A 20,637-nucleotide genomic window follows, 5' to 3' on the forward strand; every position below is an offset into this window, starting at 1 on the left:
AGTACGTGAGGCACCAGCACATCCCACACGCTCAAAGAAGCTGAGGCACGTCGCGCGCTTGCGTGGTCTGACCACGCGAGGTAATCTGTGGTCTGACCACAGGGGGATCAATGGCGGAACGTGCCTGGCAGCTCGTGCTCGAGCACATCGAGCGCGATCTCCTCGACGGGCGACTCGGCCCCGGTGACCGGCTCCCGTCAGAGCGCGACCTCGCGGCCGATCTCGGAGTCGGCCGCTCCAGCGTCCGAGAGGCGTTCCGCGTCCTCGAGGTGATGGGGCTGATCCGCACCTCGACCGGCTCAGGGCCCTCCTCCGGCGCGATCGTGATCGCCACGCCCTCCGGGGGGGCTGTCGGCTCTCATGCGTCTGCAGGTGGCCGCGCAGGGCTTCCCGCTGGCGGATGTCGTGCGCACCCGTCTCGTCCTCGAAGACGCGGTCGTGGCATCCCTCGCATCGGACCGTGGACGCGACACCTCGGATGCGCACCGCATCCTCGACGCGATGGATGCGGATGGGCTCGCCGCAGCCGAGTTCCTGGCCCTTGATGCGCAGCTCCACCTGGCTCTCGCCGAATCCAGCGGCAACTCCGTGATCGCGGCGATGATGGCCGGGCTTCGCACCGCCATCGAGTCCTACGTGCTCACCGGATCCGAGCAGATCGACAACTGGGACGCCATGACGGCGCGGTTGCGCGCAGAGCACCGCGACATCGTCACGGCGATCGACGCGGGTGATGCGGATGCTGCGCGCCGACTCGTCCACAGCCACATCACCGGCTACTACACCGCTGCCGGACTGACGACGAACACTGACCGGAACGACTGAGAGGCGACCCATGGTCCAGCGACAACTCCCCAACCCCGCCGAGCTGCTCGAGCTGATGAAGTTCAAGAAGCCCGAGCTCGATGGGCGCAAGCGCCGCCTCGAGGGGGCGCTCACGATCAACGATCTGCGCACCATCGCCAAGCGCCGCACTCCGAAGGCCGCTTTCGACTACACGGACGGCTCGGCGGAGGGCGAGATCTCCCTCGCCCGCGCTCGTCAGGCGTTCGAGGACGTCGAGTTCCATCCCGGCATCCTTCGGCCGGCACCGGAGGTCGACACGTCCGTCGACATCCTCGGGGGCCCCAGCGCCCTCCCGTTCGGCATCGCCCCGACCGGCTTCACCCGTCTCATGCAGACCGAGGGCGAGATCGCCGGTGCGGGGGCGGCGGCGGCGGCCGGCATCCCGTTTACCCTCTCGACCCTCGGGACGACGTCGATCGAGGGCGTGAAGGCCGAGACCCTTCGACAAGCTCAGGGACCGCGACAGGCTCAGGGACCGGTCCCTCCGCGGAACTGGTTCCAGTTGTACGTCATGCGCGACCGGGAGATCTCCTACGAGCTCACGCGCCGCGCGGCCGCAGCGGGCTTCGACACCCTGCACTTCACGGTCGACACTCCCGTGGCGGGGGCTCGGCTGCGTGACAAGCGCAACGGGTTCAGCATCCCCCCGCAGCTCACCCTCGGCACGATCATCAATGCGATCCCGCGCCCCTGGTGGTGGTTCGATTTCCTCACGACGCCGAAGCTCGAGTTCGCGTCTCTCAGCACCACCGGCGGCACGGTCGGCGAACTGCTGGATGCTGCGATGGATCCCACGATCAGCTACGACGACCTCGCGGTGATCCGGAGCCTGTGGCCCGGCAAGATCGTCATCAAGGGTGTGCAGAACGTCGAAGACGCCGTGCGTCTGAAGGGCGAGGGCGTCGACGGCATCGTGCTGTCGAACCACGGCGGGCGTCAGCTCGACCGCGCGCCCATCCCGTTCCACCTGCTCCCGGCCGTGCGCAAGGCCGTCGGTGATGATTTCACGGTGATGATGGACACCGGCATCATGAACGGGGCTGACATCGTCGCCGCTGTCGCGCTCGGCGCCGACTTCACGCTCATCGGACGCGCGTACCTGTACGGGCTGATGGCGGGCGGGCGCCAGGGTGTTGACCGGACGATCGAGATCCTGCGCACCGAGATCGAGCGGACGATGCGCCTGCTCGGCGTCGCCTCGCTGGCAGAGCTCGATCCCGGGCACGTCACCCAGCTGCAGCGGCTGACCCCAATCGCTCGGGATGCCGTGGAGGCTGCCGCGCGCTGAGGCTCAGGGACCGGAAACCGCAGGGGCGGACAGCGTCGGCAGCAGCTCGTCGAGCTGCGCGGCGGTGTCCTCCCAGCCGGTGACCGCGATCGAGCGGACTCCGAGCGCGAGCACGGGGTAGTCGTTGCCGCCCACATCGAGGCGGTCGCCGTAGAACAGCATGTCGGAGAGCGAGATGCCGGTGTGCTCGGTGAGCGCCGTCATGCCGTAGGCCTTGTCGATGCCGGCGCGGGTGATGTCGATCGAGGTCGACCCGCCGGCTCGCACCTCGAGGTCGGGAACCCGGGCGGCGACGGCGTCGCGCAGCTGCAGGCGCTTCTCGCCGGAGGGATCCCAGGCGTGCTTGGCATCACCGGGAGCCTGCTGTCCGAGAGCCGAGAACGTGATCTGCGATCCGCGATCCTCGAGGATCTCGCCCCACGGATTCGCTTCCCAGAGCCCCAGCCGCTCGGCCTCTTCGCGGAGTGCATTCAGCGCCGCGGACTTCTCGTCATCGGAGAGGTCGTGGGCGTAGACGGCGACGAAATCCTCGCCGTCATGCCGCAGATACCTGGTGCCGCACGTGGGCAGCAGGTGCAGGCGGACGAGTTCCGCGGCATCCGCATCGCCGAGCTGGGCGATCACTTGAGAGCGGAACTGCGCCTCGTTCCCCCCGGAGATGATCGCGACGTCGACGACGCGCAGCAGCGCGCGCAGGTGCGCCGCGATGCGTGGATCGATCGCGCTCTTCGACGGTGCGAGCGTGTCGTCGAGGTCGAAGGCGACCAGACGCGGGGTGGTCGGGCGCAGTGAAGTCATGATGTCTCCAAGATATGGAAGAAGGCCGCCCCGGAGGGCGACCTTCCTGCAACTGTCGGGGTGACAGGATTTGAACCTGCGGCCTCTTCGTCCCGAACGAAGCGCGCTACCAAGCTGCGCCACACCCCGTTGCAACCGTTCGAGTCTACAGGCAAAAACCTGCCGTACCGAATCGAGGCGACCTGCCGGTCACGCGGGCGTGTCTCGCGCGGTCAGAGTGAGCAGAGTCGCCTCGGGGCGGCACGCGAAGCGCACGGGGGCGTAGATCGATGTGCCGCATCCGGCACTGACGTTGAGCGGGATGCTGCGCCCGCTGTGTGTCCAGGTGCTCAAGCCTTTCGCCTGCTTCAGAGGGATATCGCAGTTCGCCACGAGGGTGCCGTAGAACGGCAGGCACACCTGTCCACCGTGCGTGTGGCCACCGAAGATCGCCTGCGCGCCGAGATCGGTGAACGTGTTCAGCACGCGCTGATACGGCGCGTGGGTGACGCCGAGCAGGGGAGTGCTGGCATCCCGGGCGCCGAGGTCGGCGATGGCATCCGGCAGCGCATCCAGGTCGTCCCAGTCGCGGTGAGCATCATTGACACCGAAGAAATCGACATTCCGGTCGCCGATGCGCATGCGTGTGGCGGCGTTGTTCAGATCCGCCCAGCCGAGTTCCGCGCCGAGGAACTCATCGAGCGCCTCGGTATCGAGTCGTTCGGGCTGAGCATGGCGCTGGGAGGGGCCGGAGAAGTATCGGAGCGGGTTGCGCGGCGTCGGACCGTGCACGTCGTTGGACCCGTGTACGAATACACCGGGTATGCCGGCGAACGGCTCGAACGCGTGGCGGATGCCGATGAGCCCGTCGCGGTGGCCGAGGTTATCGCCGGTGTTGACGATGAGGTCGGGTTCGAGATCGGCGAGAGATGCCAGCCATTCCTGCTTGCGATGCTGCCAGGGTGCCATGTGGGCATCAGAGATGTGCAGCACGCGAAGCGGTGCCGACCCCGCGGGCAGTGCCGCTGCAGTCGCCTCTCGGAGCGTGAACAGATAGCGCTCGATGCCGATGCCCCACACGCCGCAGGCGACACCGGCAGCCCCCACCGCGCCGAGCGCGATGAGGGCCGGGTGAACGGAGCGCGTGCGCGCTACTTGCACTTGAGAGTCACCGTCGCAGTCTTGTTGGACGCGCTGCCGGATGCCGGGGACATCGATGCGACCTTCGCATCATCCTCATTGCAGGATGGATGCTGGCTCACGTTGTTGAATCCGGCCGCGTGCAGTGCGTCGACGGCGGCTTTCGCCTTCTGACCGACGACATCCGGGACGGTGGCACCCTGCCCATTGCTCGGCGAGATCGTGACGCTCGTGCCGCTGCTGACCTGTCCGGCACCCGGGTCCTGCGTGGCGATCGTGCCGACAGCGAGATCGCTGTCGACGGGAGTGCCGACGTTCACCGAGAACCCGGAATTCTCCAGCGTGTAGGTGGCGTCATCGACGGACATGCCCACCACGCTCGGGAGATCGACGAGGACGCGCCGGATGAGGTTCTGGTCGGGCTGCGGGAATTCGTCGCCGCCGCCCAGCAGTGCATCGGCTGCGGCCTGCATGTCGCGGGCGATGTCATAGCGGATGTTCTGCAGCTCGTAACCGTTCTCAGTCCACATACCCCAGATGTTGGCGTCGCCCTGCCAGCGCCCGACGAACACCGCCGTCGCTGCCTTGGTGCTGGATTCGATCATCATCGTCGAGTACTCGTTGTGCGAACCGGTCTTGCCAATCAGTGGGGTGCCGTCCCAGGGGTTGGCATCTGCACCGGTCCCGCCGCGCTCCATCACACCTTGCAGGGCATATGCGGCCGTGGCAGCGACCTCGGGAGAGAGCACCTGGGAGCAGTCGGACTTCGGAATGGGGAGTTCTTCACCCTTCTGGCTCACGACTTTGTCGATCGCTACGGGGGTGCAGTAGATGCCCTTGTTCGCGACCGTCGCGTAGGCGCCGGCCATGTCCAACGGCGAGATGTACTTCGAGCCGAGGACATCGAAGGGCACATTCTGGTCTGTTGTCTTGCCGCCGTTGCCGAGGTTGACGCCCAGGCGGTCCGCGACGCCGTTGATGTCGCAGATGTCGAGCTGGGATGCCATCGCGAAGTATCCGGAGTTCAGCGAGTCTCGAGTGAACCTCATGGGAGTTCCGGTGTATCCGGAGACGCCGTTGAAGTTACCGACCTCATCGGTGTCGAAATCCCACGTGGAGTTCGTGCAGGATGCCTTCATCTTCAGCGTCTGGTTGCGTCCGTTGATGGACTCGTTGACGGAGTGGCCGGTTTCGAGCCAGTCGATCAGCGTGAACACCTTGTACGCCGATCCGACCGGGAATCCGCCGGATCCACCGTGAGCGGCATCCGAGGCGAATACGAGGCTCGTGTAGGCCTGGTCCTCGGTCGCGGTCTCCTGGAAGTTGGTGTTCTGCGTCATCGCGAGAATCCGGCCGGTGCCCGGCTCGATCGTGACGCCGGCGGCGCCGAAATACTGGTTGTCGTAGTTCGCCGGCACGCGATCCTTGAGGGCTGCGACGGCCGGGTCCTGAACACGCAAGTCCAGGCTGGTGTAGATCTTCAGACCGTCGCGGTAGAGCGCTTTCGTGCGCTCCTGGGGGGTGTCGCCGAAGGCGGGATCGCTGAGGATGACGGTCTTCACGTACTGGCAGAAGTAGGCGTTGTTGCCTGCGGCGACGCAGCCCTGCGATGGGGGCGTGATCGCGGGCTCGATCGGCGAAGCATCCGCCTCATCGAACTGCTCCTGGGTGATCTTGCCATCCGCGAGCATGCGGCCCAGCACATAGTCGCGACGCTGGAGCGTGCGGCTGTAGCCGTCGTCTGCGCCGTTGATGCCGTTGCCGTCTGCGTCGGTCGAGGTGCCACCCGGCTGGTCGATGCGATAGGTGTTCGGGTTCTGCACGATGCCGGCGAGGGTCGCGGCCTGCGCGACAGTCAGGTTCGCGGCCGAGGTGCTGAAGTAGTAGTTCGCGGCAGCTTCGACGCCGTAGACCGTTCCGCCGAAGCTGGCGATGTTCAGGTAGCCGAGCAGGATCTCGTTCTTCGAGTAGTCCTTCTCGATCTGGATCGCGTAGCGCATCTCCTGCAGCTTGCGCTCGACGCCATCGGCGCCGGTGGCGTTGGTCGCATCCAGCCAGCACTGGGCGATCTTGTTGCCGTAGTCTTCTGCACCGGGGAGCACACCCTGCTCGCACTGCTGAACGAGGACGTTCTTGACGTACTGCTGGCTGATCGTCGAGGCGCCACGTGTGGACGTGCCGCGGACGTTGTCGACGAGAGCTTTGACCGTGGCGCCGAGGTTGATTCCACCGTGCTCGTAGAAGTCCTTGTCCTCACTGGAGAGGATCGCGTCGTAGACGACCGGGTTGACCTGGTCGAATGAGACCTGCGTACGGTTCTGATCGAAGAACGTGGCCTGCGCGACGGGGTTGCCGTCGCCGCCGATCGCGTAGATCGTGCTCGGCTCCATCGGCGCGTCGATCTCGAGGTACGACGGAAGCTTTTCGAACAGATCGAGAGCTTGTGATCCGGCGGCACCGGCGACAGCCAGTGCGGGCGTGACCGTCGCGGTCACCAGGATCCCGGCGATGGCGCTGAGCCCGACGAGTCCAAGCAGACCGCCGAGCACACCTGTCGCCGTGCGATTCTTCTGAGGCATACGCTAGATCGTAGGGGAGTTCCCTGAATAGCGCCTTTGACGCTCGGCGATCTCAGGCATCGACAACATCCGCAAAACGACGTGCAGGAGTGCCATGACCACGTGGGAATATCTGACAACCCCGCTGCTGATCCACAACACCGCCGCAATCCTCAATAACTGGGGAAAGCAGGGCTGGGAGCTCGTGCAGGTCGTCCCAGGGCCCGAAGGCGGCCTGGTCGCGTACTTCAAGCGTCCCGTTGCAGGTGACGGATCCAACAGCGCCGGCCTTGCTGCCGCGGCCGAGGCCTCGCGCCAGTTCGAGGACGGTGCCGCGTGAGCGTCGCCGCACGACTGGAGGAGCTGGGCCTCAATCTCCCTGAGGTCGCGGCACCCGTCGCCGCTTACGTCCCCGCAGCCGTGCACAGCGGACTCGTGTACACCTCGGGCCAGCTGCCGTTCGCGGCGGGGGCATTGCCTGCCACGGGCAAGGTCGGCGCCGAGGTCACAGCCGATGAGGCCAAGGACTACGCTCGCACGTGCGCGCTGAACGCGCTGGCTGCCGCGGCGGCCGCCGCAGGCGGGCTGGAGAAGATCGGCGGCGTGCTGCGCGTGGGTGGTTTCGTAGCATCCGACCCGTCATTCACCGGCCAGCCCGGTGTCATCAACGGCGCGAGCGAAGTGCTCGGTGAGATCTTCGGTGACGCCGGACGCCACGCTCGCGCGGCCGTCGGCGTCGCCGTGCTGCCGCTGGACAGCCCCGTCGAGGTCGAGGTCACCTTCATCCTCGCCTGATGCTTCGACAGGCTCAGCAACCGGTCGGTTCCTGAGCCTGTCGAAGGGGCGCGGTTACTTGACCTGCGCGGAGATGATGCTCATGACCGCGGTGTCCGCGAGCGTCGTCGTGTCGCCGACTTCGCGGCCCTCGGCCACGTCGCGCAGCAGGCGCCGCATGATCTTGCCGGAGCGGGTCTTGGGCAGCTCGCCGACGATGTAGACGTCGCGCGGGCGGGCGATTGCACCGATCTGCTCGCCGACCCAGCTGCGCAGCTGCGTGGCAAGGCCCGCAGGATCGTGAGCGGCCAGGTAGCTCTCCTTGATGATCACGAATGCGACGACTGCTTGACCGGTGGTCTCATCGGATGCTCCGACGACGGCGGCCTCAGCGGTGGATTCGTGCGCGACGAGAGAGGATTCGATTTCGGCGGTGGAGAGTCGGTGTCCGGAGACGTTCATCACGTCATCCACGCGCCCGAGCAGCCAGAGGTCGCCGTCGGCATCCAGGCGTGCGCCGTCACCGGCGAAGTAGTAGCCTTGGTCCTCGAACTTGTCCCAGTACGTCTCCTTGTAGCGTTCCGGGTCACCCCAGATGCCGCGCAGCATGGCCGGCCAGGGCTCGGTGATCACGAGCAGACCGCCATTGCCGTTGCCGACTTCGCTCCCGGACTCGTCGACGACGTCGATCGAGACTCCGGGCACCGGAACCTGTGCTGACCCCGGCTTGGTCGCAGTCACGCCGGGCATAGGCGAGACCATGATCGCGCCGGTCTCGGTCTGCCACCAGGTGTCGACGATCGGGGTCTTGTTCGCGCCGATCACCTCGCGGTACCACATCCACGCCTCGGGGTTGATGGGCTCACCGACCGATCCGAGCAGGCGGATCGAGGAGAGATCGAACTTCTGCGGGATCGCCCGGCCGGACTTCATGAACGAGCGGATCGCGGTCGGCGCGGTGTAGAAGATCGAGACCTTGTACTTCTCGATGAGCTCCCACCAGCGCCCCGGATGCGGAGTGTCGGGGGTGCCTTCGTAGAGGACCTGGGTGGCGCCGTTGGCGAGAGGACCGTAGGTGACGTAGGTATGTCCGGTGACCCAGCCGATGTCTGCTGTGCACCAGAACACGTCGGTCTCGGGCTTGAGATCGAACACGTTCCTGTGCGTGTACGCAGCCTGGGTGAGGTAGCCGCCGGAGGTGTGCAGGATGCCCTTGGGCTTTCCCGTGGTGCCGGAGGTGTAGAGGATGAACAGCGGGTTCTCGGCAGGGAAGGCCTGTGCGACGTGATCGGCAGAGGCTGCCGGTACGACATCGTGCCACCAGAGGTCCCGGTCCGCTGTCCACTCGACGTCGTTCTCACCGCGCTTGACGACCAGGACGTGCTCGACGGTCTGCTGTTCGCCGTCACCGCGGTCGCTGAGCGCCAGGTCGACGGCGGGCTTGAGGGGGGAGACCTTCCCCTTGCGGTAGCCACCATCGGCGGTGATGACGACCTTCGCTCCAGCGTCGTCGATGCGCGAGCGCAGGCTGTCGGCGCTGAAGCCGCCGAACACCACCGAATGGATCGCACCGAGTCGGGCGACGGCGAGCATCGAGGCGACGGCCTCGGGAATCATCGGAAGATAGATGGCCACGCGGTCGCCGGCACCGATACCCAGGCCCTCGAGCACGTTGGCGACGCGCTTGACCTCGTCGGTGAGTTCGGCGTACGTGATGCGGCGGGAGTCGCCCGGCTCACCTTCCCAGAGAAGGGCGACACGGTCACCGTTGCCTGCGTCGACGTGGCGGTCGAGGCAGTTGTACGCGACGTTGAGCTCTCCGTCATCGAACCACTTGGCAAAAGGCGGCGCCGACCAGTCGAGGACTCGGGTGAACGGCTTGTGCCAGTGCAGCAGGTCCCGGGCCTGATCGCCCCAGAAGCCTTCGCGGTCGGCATCCGCGCGATCGTACAGTTCGGGTTTTGCGACGGAGGCAGCGGCGAACTCCGCCGAGGGTGGGAACTGCCGGGTCTCGTCGAGGAGGTGGTCGATCTGGCTGCTCATGGCGCGCTCCTTTGCGGCGGGACGGATCATGCACAGGGCACGACATTGACAGAGCGAATCTAGCCCCACCCTATGCCCGTCAATACTGCCGAAAGTGAGTAGTGCGGTGGGTTTTGTGAACCGAGTTTCACCTCGTACACTCGACGACAGCCGAAACATTTCCGGCCTCGGCGCACCCGCTCACTCGATTGCGGTGCGTCATCTGGGCGGCATCTCATTCCCCCCGTGAGGTGCCGCCCATTTTCGTTCACCGGCGCAGTATTTTTCGATCACCGGTGCAGTATTTCTCCACGATGCGAAGAATGCGCGAGTTGCGCACAGAACCTGTGTTCGGGCACCCAGAGCGGATGCCGTGGCCCATAGCGTCGGGGCATGCCACAGCCATTCGTCATCCAGCCGCGCGGAACCGCATCGGCCGTTGATCTCCCCGGTACGGTGCCCGTTGATACCGCCCTCGGCCCCCTTGCCGAGCACTGTGCAGATCCGCTGGTGACGGATGTCTTCGTCAACGGTGCGAGCGGGCTGTTCGTCGATCGTGGCGATGGTGCAGAGCGTGTGCCGACATGGGCGGCGTCAGAGAAAGAAGCGCGCGATCTCGCTGTCGCTCTCATCGGGGCCGGAGGTCGTCATCTTGATGACCAGTCGCCGTGCGTCGATGTGCGCCTGGCCTCCGGCATCCGTGTTCATGCGGTTCTCGCTCCCGTCTCGACCGGAGGTACGGCGGTCTCGGTGCGTATCCCGCGGATACGCGCAGCGGATCTCGACGCTCTCGCGGAACTCGGCGCTTTCGATGATCGCCAGCGGGCATGGCTGGAGCAGCTGGTCGCCGATCGAGCGAACGTTCTCATCAGCGGCGGCACGGGGACGGGCAAGACGACGCTGCTGTCGGCGCTGCTGCATGCCGTACCGAGCAGCGAACGGATCGTCACGATCGAGGACGTCGCCGAGCTGCGACCCTCACATCCGCACCATGTGGCGCTCGAGGCGAGGCAGTCGAACTTGGAGGGGGCAGGTTCCATAACCCTGGCCCGGCTGGTACGCGAGTCACTGCGCATGCGCCCTGATCGACTGATCGTGGGGGAATGCCGTGGCGAAGAAGTCCGCGAACTGCTCTCGGCGCTGAACACCGGGCACGATGGCGGCGCCGGAACGCTCCACGCCAGTGGACTGGTGGACGTTCCGGCCCGGCTCGAGGCACTGGGCGCGCTCGCAGGCATGGATGCCACGGCTCTTGCCCGGCAGGCGGTCAGCGCGTTCACCGTGGTACTGCATCTCGGGCGCGGCCCCGACGGTGTGCGCAGACTCATGCAGGCCGGCCGGTTCCTGCTGCGCGATGAACGTCTCGATATCGAAGAGGTGCAACCGTGGTGAATCTGCGCAGGCGCCCGGCAGCGGATGACGGTGCGCAGGCCGCGGCTGTCTCGGTCCGCACTCTTGCGGTGCTGCTGCAGGCGGGATCCGCACCGACGAGCGCGTGGCGGCATCTCGCCGACTCGGGAGACGAGCAAGCGCAGAGCGTCGTGGCACGCTGCGACGATTGCGTCCCGCTCGTCGTGGCGATCGAGGCCCAGGGCGGCGCATGGGTTGATGTCGCCGCTGCCTGGGAGGTGGCAACGACGGTGGGCGCACCCCTCGCCGAGGTGCTGAGGTCGCTCGCGCAGACGATGCTGGACGCGGCTTCGGCCGCAGACGACGTGCGCATCGCCCTCGCGGAGCCGGCCGGAACCGCGCGGCTTCTGCTGTGGATGCCCTTCGCCGGGCTTCTTCTCGGCTTCGCGCTCGGATTCGACACCGTCAGCATCCTCGTGACCAATCCGATGGGGACCGCCTGTCTCGGGGCGGGCCTGCTGCTCGTGCTCGGCGCACGGCTGTGGACCTCCCGTCTGCTGCGCAGGGCGCGGCCGGCGCCGGGAACACCCGGCATGCACGCCGAACTGGTGGCGGTGGCACTCGCTGGCGGCACCTCCATCGATCGCTCGCTGCGGCTGGTCGATGACAGTCCGGCGCGCGGTCTGGTCGGTGCCGACCGCACCACCGAGGTGCTCGCGCTGTCGCGGGCAGCCGGTGTGCCGGCGGGCGAGCTGCTGCGTGCGGCGGCGGCGCAGGACCGCCACGAATCGCGGGTGAGTGGCCGGATGCGTGCGGCCAGACTCTCTTCGCAACTGCTGATCCCGCTCGGGGTGTGCACGCTGCCGGCATTCCTGCTGCTCGGCGTCGCACCGCTCATCCTCTCTGTCCTCGCATCCACCCCGCTGCCGATCTGACGGCAGCACCACAGAAGAAAACGACAAGAAAGAAGGAACACATGAATACCATCCCCACCCTCACCACCCGTCGTGCTGCCGGGCTGTTCACGGACGAGTCCGGAGCGGCGACCGCAGAATACGCGATCACGACCATGGCCGCGGTCGCCTTCGCTGGACTGCTCGTGGTCATCATGCGCTCGGATGAGGTGCGAGGTATTCTCACTGACCTCGTACGCCGGGCGCTGACCGTCGCGTGACGCCGTGCGCCGCATGATTTCGATGATGTCCAGGTCGGGAGCGGATGCGGAGCGCGGCTCTGTCGCTGCCGAGTTCGCGCTCGCGCTTCCGGCAGTGGTCCTCACGCTGCTGCTGGGGGCGGGTGCGCTGGGAGCAGCGGCGCAACTCGTTTCGCTGCAGGATGCTGTCGCCGATGCGGCGCGTCTTCTCGGTCGCGGTGAGAGCGATGCCACCGCGCATGCCGCCGTGACAGCATCGATCGGCGGAGCCGCCGTGTCCAGCGAAGCGCGCGGGGATTTCATCTGCGTCAGCGCACGGATCGACGCGCAGATCGGTCGGCTCATCAGCGTCCCGTTGACGGCTTCGAGCTGTGCGCTCAGCGGAGGCCTGTGATGGCGGGAACCGCGCTCTCGGCCAGTGTGCTCGCCGTTGCCGCAGGTTTGGCCGTCGGCCTCGCGGCGCTGGGCGGTGCCGCAGTCACCACCCAGCGCGCCGCCGGCGCTGCTGATGCGGCGGCCCTCGCCGCAGCGGATGCCGCGTCCGGTGCGGTCATCACGGACGATGACCCCTGCGTGCTCGCAGCGAGAGTGGCCGCGGCATCCGATGCGACCCTCTCCGACTGCACGATCGACGGGCTTGTGGCGACCGTGCAGGTTGAGGCGGCGTACGCTGGACTAGCTGCCGTCTCCCGAGCCCGTGCTGGGCCACCCGAGGGATTCTGACGGCATCCACCCGAGACTCCACTCATGGCTCCGCTGTGAGCGCACCACGACAGTGGTGTGTATGGTGTGCTTCGAATATAGAGCGCACACATAACCCATCACCGGGGCCGCGGAGTGTGACGAGTCATAGTGGCTGACAGACGTACGGCTACTCGGGAGGCGAAGACTCGAACACCAGGATCGACTCTGCTTGAGGACGGTTCGAGAGCACTATTGCCACGACGCCAAGGCCCAGCGTGGTTGCCAGAAAACCGAGGGTCCCAAGTGCAGGGATGACGGTACCCATCTCCGCAAAGGTCGCTGGCGCTGCGACGTTGATCAACTGGGGGACAACCCACACAACTGTTTGAACGCCGAGCGCCCAGAGCGGGGCCAAGTTCCACGGAGCAGGTACTGCACGGATGCGCGCCACCTGTACTGCGGCAATCAGCCCGAACATGAGTGAAACGAGCATCGACAGATACATCCAGAACTGCCAGGGCGAAGCCTGCCCTGGATTCTGGGCGCTGATACCGAGAGAGACCAGCGTGGTCGTTAGCGGCCACACGGCTACGACGATCGAGGCCGTTACTCCCAGCGGCTTGCGTGCGACGACGCTACCCTCGCGGCTCAGGCCGATAGTCAAGATGAGGATGGCGCTCGCCCACAGCACGTCACCAAGAAGTATCAGCGTGTTGTTCACCGCAGGAGTGCCGGGTATGGAGCCACGAACAATGCCAGAAACACTGCACGCAACCAGTCCGATTCCGCCCAACAGCCATGAGAATCTGCGTCCATGCATAAGTCCACGCTAGCGCGGATTCGAGCATGCCCGTCGTCCTGCCTGATCTGCAGGTGATTCTCCCAGAGTCCTTGTTTCACCCGATTGCGTCCCCCTATCGTGGTGGCCGGGGCGCTGGTCCGGGGGTAATGAAATAACGGAGGGAAATCAATGAAGATTAGGTCAACTCTGTCAGCAGTAGCTCTCTTGGTAGTGGCTGCTGGGGTGATCAGCGGTCCGGCGTATGCGGGTGAGACACCGCAGCCGATACCGCCGGAGCAGTACTCCGAATCAGTTGCCGTCGAGCCGCTCGACGCCACGCTTCTGATCGACGGGAAGCCAACCAACATCGCTGTGATGCCTGAATTCGACCCGCAGGCTCCCGCTTTGGTTTTTGACGGGAACGGCGACGCGATACCTGTGAGCAGCATCGAAGTTGTTTACGGCGACGGTACGCGCGCCGACGTGTCGCGGGTGAATACGATGGACAAAGCTGCCGTCGCAAGCTGCACGCGCGGCTGGGTTGCTCCCGGAAGTGGCACCTGGCACTACTCCGTGTATGGGTGCTCACACATCGGGTTCGACGGAACCGCTCGGGTAGGGTACGGCTGGACGGTGGATGGAAACTCCCTCGGTTCGGCATGCCTTCAAGGACGTGGATACCAGTGGTACTCGTACCCAGGGGGCGGCCACTATAACGCGATCTATGCCTCAATCGGTTGCGGAGGCAGCGGCAGTAGCGGAGGAACTTCGGTTCCCTGGGGCGAGGTAGCCTCAACCAAGCGGATCAAGATGCTCGCGACCTCTTCGCCCGTCGGCGCTGCAGGGACCTTCAGTTAGGTCAAGCTGGATCGGAAAGTGCTGGGGACCCGTACGGGTCCCCAGCACTTTCGTTCGCTGATCGCGAGCGTGGAGATTCGCCAGTCGCGCACTTTGGCGAGCGCGGAGTGCGCTGGCGGATCATCCCTGCCTGGGAAGACCTCACTGGGAACTAGGGTTATGTGAGTTCTATGTAGAAAGGACGCACCCTTGGCTGAAGGCAAGAAGCTCGTCATCGTCGAGTCCCCGACGAAGATGCGGTCGATTCAGGGGTACCTCGGCGATGGCTATGAGGTACTCAGTTCCGTCGGTCACATCCGCGACCTCGCAGATAAAAAGGACATCCCTGCCGCTGACAAGCAGGCCTACGGGAAGTACTCGATCGACGTCGACAACGGCTTCGATCCCTATTACGTCGTCTCCGATCGCAAGACGAAGACCGTCGCCGAACTCAAGCGTGCGCTCAAAAGTGCCGACGAGCTCCTGCTCGCAACGGATGAGGACCGCGAGGGTGAGGCGATCGCCTGGCATCTGCTCGAGACGCTGAAGCCCAGGGTCCCCGTCAAGCGCATGGTGTTCCATGAGATCACCAAGGACGCCATCCAGGCGGCCATCGGCAACACGCGTGAGCTCGACCTGGCGCTCGTGGATGCGCAGGAGACCCGTCGCATCCTCGACCGGCTGTACGGCTGGGACGTCTCGCCGGTGCTCTGGTACAAGGTCAAGACCGGTCTGTCCGCCGGCCGGGTGCAGTCCGCGGCGACGCGCATGATCGTCGAGCGGGAACGCGAGCGCATGGCGTTCGTGAACGCCGAGTACTGGGATGTCGACGCGTCGGCATCTTCCGGGACGGCGTTCCGCGTGCGCCTGGTGCGCGTCGATGGCGGCCAGCTCGCCCGCGGCACCGACTTCGACGACAGCGGAAAGCTGAAGAAGGCCGTCGTCGTCCTGTCCGAGAAGGACGCCACATCTCTCGCGCACGCCGTGGATGCTGCCGGTGCTGGCACGGTCACGAAGGTCGAAGCCAAGCCCGGCACGCGCAGCCCGTACGCGCCGTTCACGACGTCGACCCTCCAACAGGAGGCCGGACGCAAGCTCTCGATGAGCGCCAAACAGGCGATGAGCGTCGCCCAGCGCCTGTATGAAAAGGGCTTCATCACCTATATGCGAACCGACTCGGTCGCACTCAGCACTCAGGCCGTGCAGGCGGCGCGCAGCCAGGCTGTCGCGCTCTACGGCGACAATGCCGTGCCGCTGAAGCCTCGCGTGTACAAGTCCAAGAGCAAGAACGCCCAGGAGGCGCACGAGGCGATCCGCCCCTCGGGTGACAACTTCCGCAAGCCCTCATCGGTCTCCGGCGAGCTCGATCGCGAAGAGCTGCGCGTCTACGACCTGATCTGGAAGCGCACCGTCGCCAGCCAGATGGCCGACGCGAAATACGAGACCACCACGGTCACGATCGGAGTCGACACTTCGGCGGAACTCAGTACAGGCACCGCGAAGAACGTCGAGTTCACGGCATCCGGAACCGTGTACACGTTCAAGGGATTCCTCGAGGCGTACGAAGAAGGCAAGGACGAGAAGCGCGGCGACACCGACGCGGATTCGAATCAGTCCCTGCCCGCCGTCGCCGTCGGCGACGAGCTCGCGATGTCGGATGCTGAGGCGAAGGGGCACAAGACCACGCCGAAGCCTCGTTTCACTGAGGCATCGCTGGTCAAGGCACTCGAGGAGCACGGCATCGGTCGTCCCTCGACGTTCGCCAGCATCATCGGCACCGTGATCGACCGCGGCTACGCGACCAAGCGCGGGCAGGCGCTCGTGCCGACCTGGATGGCATTCAGCGTCGTGCGACTGCTCGAGGAGCACTTCGCCGAGCTGATCGACTACGACTTCACCGCGGCGCTCGAGGATGATCTCGACGCCATCGCACGCGGCGAGCAGAAGCGCGTCGAATGGCTGAAGTCCTTCTACTTCGGATCCGACGCACACGTCGGGCTCCGTCAGGTCGTCGACAACCTCGGTGAGATCGACGCCCGCGCGCTGAACTCGACGCGCATCACCGATACCGCAACGCTCCGGTTCGGCAAGTACGGTCCCTACCTCGAAGTCATCGACCCCGCCAAGCCCGATGAGCGCGGACGCATCGTCAACGTACCCGAGGATCTCGCTCCTGATGAGCTCACGGCCGAGAAGGCGCAGGAGCTCATCGACGCTCCCGTCGCCGGTGACCGTGTGCTCGGGGAGAATCCTGAGAACGGCCGCGTCATCGTCGTCAAGGACGGCCGCTACGGTCCGTACGTGCAGGAGAATCTTCCTGAGGAAGCTCCCGTCGTCGACGAGAAAACGGGTGAAGTCGTGGACGCCCCGAAGAAAAAGAAGACGGCGAAGAAGGATGCTCCCAAGCCGCGCACCGGATCGCTGTTCCGCTCGATGTCGGTCGACACTGTCGACCTCGAGACGGCGCTGAAGCTCCTGAGCCTGCCGCGCGTGGTCGGCACCGACCCGGAGTCCGGTGACGAGATCACCGCGCAGAACGGCCGCTATGGTCCGTACCTGAAGAAGGGCACCGACTCGCGGTCGCTCGAGAGCGAGCAGCAGATCTTCGACGTCACGCTCGACGAGGCCCTCGCGATCTACGCCCAGCCCAAGTACGGCGCGGGGTCTCGCCGTGCCGCCAGCGCCCTCGCCGAATTCGAGGCCGACCCCGTCAGCGGCAAGGCTATCCGCGTGCGCGACGGACGATTCGGGCCGTACGTCACCGATGGCGAGACGAACGTCACGATCCCGCGGGGGCAGAAGCCGGAAGACATCACCTTCGAGATCGCCGTGCAGATGCTCGCCGACAAGCGCGCCAAGGGACCCGCGCCCAAGCGCGGCGCGAAGAAAGCGCCCGCGAAGAAGCCCGCTGCTAAGAAGGCACCCGCGAAGAAGGCGGCCACGAAGAAGACGGCCACCAAGACGGATGCTGAGAAGGCGGCGGCTCGATCGGCAGCGGCGAAGAAGGCAGCCGCGACTCGCGCCGCGAACAAGGCAAAGGCGTGACCGCACGACCCGGGCTCTGGATCACTCTCGAGGGCGGCGACGGCTCGGGGAAGACCACCCAGGCCGAGCTGCTCGAGGCCTGGCTGGGGGATGCCGGACGTGCGGTTGTGCGAACCCGTGAACCCGGCGGCAGCGAGGTCGGACAGCTGATTCGTGACATCGTGCTGCATCACCGCGGAGACATCGCGCCGCGCGCCGAGGCGCTGCTGTACGCCGCTGACCGCGCACATCACGTGGCGACCGTCGTACAGCCCGCGCTCGACCGCGGCGAGATCGTGCTGCAGGACCGCTATCTCGATTCGTCAGTGGCCTACCAGGGCGCGGGGCGCGTGCTCGACGGAGCAGAAGTCCGCGATCTCTCGCTGTGGGCGACAGAGGGTGCACTTCCCGACCTCACCGTGCTGCTCGACCTCGATCCTGCTGCTGCGCGTGTCCGCCTGGATTCCGCGGACAAGCCCTTCGACCGTCTCGAGGCGGAGAAGCTCGATTTCCACACGCGCGTGCGCGAGGCGTATCTCGCGCTGGCGGAGGCAGAGCCCGAGCGATTCCTTGTGGTGGATGCCGCGGCATCCGCCCGGTCGATCGCCGATCTCATCCGCGCTCGCGTATCTCCGCTGCTCTGAGCGGCCGTGTCGGTGGTGCCGGTTAGGCTGAGTGCATGACAGCTACCCTCGCGCCGTTCCCCTGGGCGGACGTGTGGGGGCAGGATGCCGCGGTCGAGGCGCTTCGGCAGGCGGCATCCGATCCGGCGGCGCTCTCGCATGCGTGGCTGATTACCGGTCCGCCCGGTTCCGGTCGCTCCACACTCGCTTATGCGTTCGCGGCGGCGCTGATCGCCGACGGTCCTGACGATGAGCAGACGATGCGTCAAGTGCTCGCCGGCACGCACCCCGATGTCACGGCGCTGCGCACCGACAAGGTCATCATCACGATCAAAGAGGCGCGGGCGCTGGTCGAGCGCTCGTACTTCGCGCCCTCCGCTGGCCGGTACCGCGTCATCGTCGTCGAGGACGCCGATCGCATGGTCGAGCGCACGTCCAACGTTCTCCTGAAGGCTCTCGAGGAGCCGCCCGAGAACACCGTCTGGGTGCTCTGCGCCCCGAGCGAGGCCGACCTGCTGCCGACCATCCGCTCCCGTGTGCGTCCGCTGCGGTTGCGCGAGCCCGATGTCGACGATGTCGCCCGGTTGATCATCGAGCGCACGGGCGCCGATGCTGCCGTGGCCGAGCAGGCCGCGCGGCTGTCGCAGCGGCACATCGGCATGGCGCAGCGTCTGGCGACAGACGAGTCGGCGCGCAGGCGGCGCGACTCCACGTTGCGGTCTGTGTTGTCCGTGCGCGGTGTGGGAAGCGCGGTCGAGGTCGCCGGAGAGATCATTCAGGCGGCCACCGACGACGCCAAGGCTTTGACGGCCGAGCGCGATGCTGCCGAGCGCGCATCGCTTCTTCGCACGGTCGGCATCGGCGAGGGGCAGGCTGTGCCACCGGCGCTGCGCGCGCAGATCTCGGCTCTGGAAGACGATCAGAAGAAGCGTGCCACGCGCAGCCTGCGTGACGGCATCGATCGCGTCCTCACCGATATGCAGTCGATGTTCCGCGACGTGGTCATGCTGCAGTACGGGCGAAGCCACGACCTGATCAACCGCGAGCTCAGCGACGATCTGGGCGCGCTCGCGAGCGCGTGGCCGGTGGAACGTACTCTGGTGGTGCTCGACCATCTTGCCGAGACCAGAGAGTCGTTGGAGCGCAACGTCGCACCGACGCTCGCCCTGGAGAGTTTGCTCGTGACCGTCGCGAGCGGGAGGAAACCGTGAACACCCGACAGACTTCTCGCCTGCGACGGCTCGTGACGATCACCGCAGGGCTGGCCGCGGCATCCATGATGCTCAGCGGATGCTTGTATTCCATGATTCCGGAACAGGCATCGCCTCGGCCATCCACGACGAACGCCCCGGACACGGACGGCGTCTCGGCGGATCTCCTCCCGTTCTACGAGCAGACGCTCGATTGGACCGCGTGCGACCGTGGTGGTGCGGCGTTCGACTGCACCTACGTCACGGCTCCGCTCGATTGGGAGAACCCGAGTGCGGGCGAGATCGAACTCTCGATCGTGCGCCATCAGGCGACCGGTCAGGCCATGGGATCGTTGCTGACGAATCCCGGTGGTCCCGGGGCGAGCGGGCGCGACTTCATCCTCGACAGCGTCGGGTACGCGGTCAGCGAGGACCTCGCCGACAACTACGACGTGATCGGATTCGACCCGCGTGGCGTCGGCGATTCGACCGCCGTCGCATGCTTCGACGCCACCGATATGGATGCGTACCTGTACGACATTCCGGCAGCTCCTCGCGGCACCGACGAGTGGGAGGCGGAGCTCACCGAGCGCAACCAGCAGTTCGCTGATGCATGCGAGGCGAGCAGCGACGGCATCCTGCCCTTCGTCACGACGGTGAACTCGGCTCGTGATATGGATCTCATCCGTGCTGTGCTGGGCGACAAGCAGCTGAACTACCTGGGTTACTCGTACGGCACCTTCCTCGGAGCGACCTACGCGGAGCTCTACCCCGAGAAGGCCGGTCGCCTGGTGCTCGACGGTGCGATCGATCCTGCCGTCTCCGGTATCGAGGTCGGAACCACGCAGGCACTCGGCTTCGAGTCGGCGTTGCGTGCGTATATGCAGTCCTGTCTCGATTCGGACACCTGCCCGTTCAACGGCACCGTCGACGAGGCGATGGCCGACCTCGGGGCGCTTCTCGCGGCCGTGGACCGCGCACCGCTGAAGAACGACGACGGCCGCATGCTCGGCGCCGATTCGCTCATGACCGGCATCATCGCCGCGCTCTACTCGCCGGACAGCTGGGACTACCTCACGCAGGCGCTCGACGGCGCGCTGCAGGGCGATCCCTATGTCGCATTCGTCCTGGCCGACTTCTACAACGCACGTGAGAACGGTGCGTACCTCGATAACTCCAGTGAGGCGTTCCGGGCGTACAACTGCATGGACTATCCGGTCGAGGACGACCAGGCCGCTCAGGATGCTGCCGATGCGAAGGTCGCAGAGGGGGCTCCGACCATCGCACCGTACTGGTCCGGTCCGGATTCGTGCGAGGTCTGGCCGTACCCGCCGACCGGCACCCGCGGAGAGATCCATGCCGAGGGCGCAGGGCCCATCCTCGTCGTCGGGACGACCAACGACCCGGCAACGCCCTACGAGTGGTCTGTTTCGCTCGCGAAGCAGCTCCAGGAGGGTGTGCTCATCACCCGCGTCGGAGAGGGCCACACGGGCTACAACAAGGGTAACGTGTGCGTCGACAACGCGGTTGATGCGTACTTCCTCGACGACACGGTTCCCGATGCCGATGTGAAGTGCGAGTGATTTCGCG

At 66.0% G+C, this 20,637-nt stretch carries 18 protein-coding genes, 1 tRNA gene and 1 pseudogene; 14 read left to right on the plus strand and 6 right to left on the minus strand.

Annotated elements, in window-relative coordinates; genetic code table 11:
• Positions 1-110 precede the first annotated feature (110 nt).
• From ACTIAO_RS07030 to ACTIAO_RS07040, 3 genes and pseudogenes are all read left to right on the plus strand, one after another.
• A pseudogene (locus tag ACTIAO_RS07030) lies at positions 111-245 on the plus strand (GntR family transcriptional regulator); the annotation flags it as partial.
• A gap of 115 nt (positions 246-360) precedes the next feature.
• A complete protein-coding gene (locus ACTIAO_RS07035; protein WP_441905573.1) occupies positions 361-825 on the plus strand; it encodes a FadR/GntR family transcriptional regulator in 465 nt (154 codons plus the stop codon).
• Positions 826-835: 10 nt separating this feature from the next.
• Positions 836-2,134 carry an alpha-hydroxy acid oxidase gene (locus ACTIAO_RS07040; protein WP_441905574.1) on the plus strand — a complete coding sequence of 433 codons (1,299 nt, stop codon included), beginning with the start codon at positions 836-838 and terminating at the stop codon, positions 2,132-2,134.
• A gap of 3 nt (positions 2,135-2,137) precedes the next feature.
• Here the strand turns inward: ACTIAO_RS07040 and ACTIAO_RS07045 are convergent, their stop codons facing one another.
• From ACTIAO_RS07045 to ACTIAO_RS07060, 4 genes are all read right to left on the minus strand, one after another.
• Positions 2,138-2,932: an HAD-IIB family hydrolase gene (locus tag ACTIAO_RS07045; RefSeq protein WP_441905575.1), complete on the minus strand. Its 795-nt coding sequence runs from the start codon at positions 2,930-2,932 to the stop codon at positions 2,138-2,140.
• 55 nt (positions 2,933-2,987) lie between these two features.
• Positions 2,988-3,061: transfer RNA gene (locus tag ACTIAO_RS07050), tRNA-Pro, on the minus strand.
• 60 nt (positions 3,062-3,121) lie between these two features.
• Positions 3,122-4,072, minus strand: coding sequence for a metallophosphoesterase (locus ACTIAO_RS07055; protein ID WP_441905576.1), 951 nt, complete (start codon positions 4,070-4,072; stop codon positions 3,122-3,124).
• The gene (locus ACTIAO_RS07060; protein WP_441905577.1) at positions 4,063-6,630 is read right to left on the minus strand and encodes a transglycosylase domain-containing protein; all 2,568 of its coding nucleotides are present in this window, start codon (positions 6,628-6,630) and stop codon (positions 4,063-4,065) included. The genes ACTIAO_RS07055 and ACTIAO_RS07060 overlap by 10 nt, the downstream gene beginning before the upstream one ends.
• 94 nt (positions 6,631-6,724) lie before the next feature.
• On the opposite strand from ACTIAO_RS07060, the gene ACTIAO_RS07065 reads away from it, so the two are divergent.
• Entirely contained in the window at positions 6,725-6,949 is a 225-nt protein-coding gene (locus tag ACTIAO_RS07065; protein WP_441905578.1) for a hypothetical protein, read from the plus strand.
• Positions 6,946-7,404 (plus strand): RidA family protein, encoded by a 459-nt coding sequence (locus ACTIAO_RS07070; protein ID WP_441905579.1) that lies wholly within the window; start codon positions 6,946-6,948, stop codon positions 7,402-7,404. Before ACTIAO_RS07065 ends, ACTIAO_RS07070 begins: the two co-directional genes overlap by 4 nt.
• A 54-nt stretch (positions 7,405-7,458) precedes the next feature.
• Here the strand turns inward: ACTIAO_RS07070 and acs are convergent, their stop codons facing one another.
• Positions 7,459-9,426 carry an acetate--CoA ligase gene (gene acs / locus ACTIAO_RS07075; protein ID WP_441905580.1) on the minus strand — a complete coding sequence of 656 codons (1,968 nt, stop codon included), beginning with the start codon at positions 9,424-9,426 and terminating at the stop codon, positions 7,459-7,461.
• Positions 9,427-9,798: 372 nt separating this feature from the next.
• Between acs and ACTIAO_RS07080 the strand changes: the two genes are divergently transcribed.
• The 5 genes from ACTIAO_RS07080 to ACTIAO_RS07100 are packed head-to-tail and all read left to right on the plus strand — an operon-like array spanning position 9,799 to position 12,631.
• A complete protein-coding gene (locus tag ACTIAO_RS07080) occupies positions 9,799-10,797 on the plus strand; it encodes a TadA family conjugal transfer-associated ATPase (RefSeq protein ID WP_441905581.1) in 999 nt (332 codons plus the stop codon).
• Positions 10,794-11,690, plus strand: coding sequence for a type II secretion system F family protein (locus ACTIAO_RS07085; RefSeq protein WP_441905582.1), 897 nt, complete (start codon positions 10,794-10,796; stop codon positions 11,688-11,690). Before ACTIAO_RS07080 ends, ACTIAO_RS07085 begins: the two co-directional genes overlap by 4 nt.
• Before the next feature lie 41 nt (positions 11,691-11,731).
• Positions 11,732-11,929: a DUF4244 domain-containing protein gene (locus ACTIAO_RS07090; RefSeq protein ID WP_441905583.1), complete on the plus strand. Its 198-nt coding sequence runs from the start codon at positions 11,732-11,734 to the stop codon at positions 11,927-11,929.
• 25 nt (positions 11,930-11,954) lie between these two features.
• Positions 11,955-12,302 carry a TadE family type IV pilus minor pilin gene (locus ACTIAO_RS07095; RefSeq protein ID WP_441905584.1) on the plus strand — a complete coding sequence of 116 codons (348 nt, stop codon included), beginning with the start codon at positions 11,955-11,957 and terminating at the stop codon, positions 12,300-12,302.
• The gene (locus ACTIAO_RS07100; protein WP_441905585.1) at positions 12,302-12,631 is read left to right on the plus strand and encodes a helicase; all 330 of its coding nucleotides are present in this window, start codon (positions 12,302-12,304) and stop codon (positions 12,629-12,631) included. Before ACTIAO_RS07095 ends, ACTIAO_RS07100 begins: the two co-directional genes overlap by 1 nt.
• Before the next feature lie 148 nt (positions 12,632-12,779).
• On the opposite strand, the gene ACTIAO_RS07105 is transcribed toward ACTIAO_RS07100, so the two are convergent.
• Entirely contained in the window at positions 12,780-13,313 is a 534-nt protein-coding gene (locus ACTIAO_RS07105) for a hypothetical protein (RefSeq protein ID WP_441905586.1), read from the minus strand.
• Positions 13,314-14,420: 1,107 nt separating this feature from the next.
• On the opposite strand from ACTIAO_RS07105, the gene topA reads away from it, so the two are divergent.
• Genes topA through ACTIAO_RS07125 form a run of 4 tightly spaced genes read left to right on the plus strand, consistent with a single transcriptional unit; the run spans position 14,421 to position 20,630 of the window.
• The gene (gene topA / locus ACTIAO_RS07110) at positions 14,421-17,255 is read left to right on the plus strand and encodes a type I DNA topoisomerase (RefSeq protein ID WP_441905587.1); all 2,835 of its coding nucleotides are present in this window, start codon (positions 14,421-14,423) and stop codon (positions 17,253-17,255) included.
• Positions 17,252-17,878 (plus strand): dTMP kinase, encoded by a 627-nt coding sequence (gene tmk, locus ACTIAO_RS07115; protein WP_441905588.1) that lies wholly within the window; start codon positions 17,252-17,254, stop codon positions 17,876-17,878. Before topA ends, tmk begins: the two co-directional genes overlap by 4 nt.
• Positions 17,879-17,913: 35 nt before the next feature.
• Positions 17,914-19,068 carry a DNA polymerase III subunit delta' gene (locus tag ACTIAO_RS07120; RefSeq protein WP_441905589.1) on the plus strand — a complete coding sequence of 385 codons (1,155 nt, stop codon included), beginning with the start codon at positions 17,914-17,916 and terminating at the stop codon, positions 19,066-19,068.
• Positions 19,065-20,630, plus strand: coding sequence for an alpha/beta hydrolase (locus tag ACTIAO_RS07125; protein WP_441905590.1), 1,566 nt, complete (start codon positions 19,065-19,067; stop codon positions 20,628-20,630). The genes ACTIAO_RS07120 and ACTIAO_RS07125 overlap by 4 nt, the downstream gene beginning before the upstream one ends.
• Positions 20,631-20,637: the final 7 nt, after the last annotated feature.

Origin of the sequence: Microbacterium sp., from assembly GCF_052099035.1 — a bacterium.
Taxonomy (GTDB): domain Bacteria; phylum Actinomycetota; class Actinomycetes; order Actinomycetales; family Microbacteriaceae; genus Microbacterium.